General features: G+C 48.3%; 1 protein-coding gene. It reads right to left on the bottom strand.

The features are described 5' to 3' along the window. Positions 1 to 8: 8 nt before the first annotated feature. A protein-coding gene (locus M977_RS00400) for an IS3 family transposase (protein ID WP_157092014.1) occupies positions 9 to 1,183 on the bottom strand; the annotation gives its coding sequence in 2 pieces (ribosomal slippage) (positions 9 to 925 and positions 925 to 1,183; 1,176 coding nt in all). Positions 1,184 to 1,257 lie beyond the last annotated feature (74 nt).

Below are 1,257 nucleotides of genomic sequence, written 5' to 3'. Positions count from 1 at the left end.
TGTAGTGGTCAACAAAAACTGGCCACAGCTTTAGAGTTTTTCCAGAACAATCGTTCTGATTCATTCGGCGTCAAACCACCATTATATTGATGAGGTCTGAGCTGGCTGTAATATCCTGTGATGTAATTCGTTATTGCCGTGCTGGCTTCGCTAAAATTCGCGTAGCCATTATCCGGTACCCACTCTGTTTTCAGGCTTCTGAAGAACCGTTCCATTGGGCTGTTATCCCAGCAATTTCCCCGGCGACTCAGGCTTTGCTTTATCTGATATCTCCACAGTAACTGTCTGAAATTCCTGCTGGTATAGTGACTGCCTTGATCCGAGTGATACAGTAAATTAGCCGGTTTTCCCCGTGCTTCCCAGGCCATCGACAGGGCTTTACCTGTCAGTGCAGAATCAGGGAAAAATGACATCGCCCAGCCAACCGGTTTACGGGAAAACAAATCGAGTACAACAGCCAGATAAGCCCAGCGTTTTCCCGTCCAGATATAAGTCACATCACCGCACCAGGCCTGATTAGGCTCGGTAACAGCAAACTGGCGATCCAGATAATTAGGGATCTCAATGTGTTCCTTAGACGCCTTCTTATAACGATGACCAGGTTGCTGACAGCTGATAATATTGAGCGCTTTCATCAGCTTTGTTGCCCGCCAGCGGCTCAGTTTTATACCTTTGGTGGTGGCCATTGCGGCAATGCTTCGCGCTCCTGCTGAACCGTTACTTTCGCGATAAACTTCACGCACAAGGCTCAGTAATGCCACTCTCGTGGCGTCAGGCTTCCTGGGCTGCCGCCAGTATTTATAACTGCTGCGATGAACCCCAAACACGTTGCACACAACGGCAACAGGAAACCGCGCCCTGAGTTTCTCAACTAATGAGAATTGTTCAGGGAGTCTGACATCAAGAGCGCGGTAGCCTTTTTTAATATATCCCTTTCCATTTCAACGCGTTGAAGTTTTTTCTTCAACTCACGTATCTCAATCTGCTCAGGTGTCATGGGTGAAGCTATGGGTGATTTTCCCGCTCGCTCTTCTTTCAATTGTCGAACCCATTTATCCATCGTGGATTTGCCGACATTCATCGCAGTGGCAGCGGCGGCAACGGTGTAATGCTGATCGAGTACAAGCTGGGCAGCCTCGAGGCGAAACTCAGGGCTAAAATTGCGTCTGTTACGTCCGGTCATAATGTCACCTGTTTTGACTATGAGGTGATGATATCACCTCTATTCAGGTGGCCAAATTCAGTGTGCCACTACAA

It is taken from the genome of Buttiauxella gaviniae ATCC 51604 (assembly GCF_001654835.1).
Lineage (GTDB): Bacteria > Pseudomonadota > Gammaproteobacteria > Enterobacterales > Enterobacteriaceae > Buttiauxella > Buttiauxella gaviniae.
Note: the sequence above shows the minus strand (reverse complement) of the source record. Positions and strands in the feature narration are given on the sequence as shown.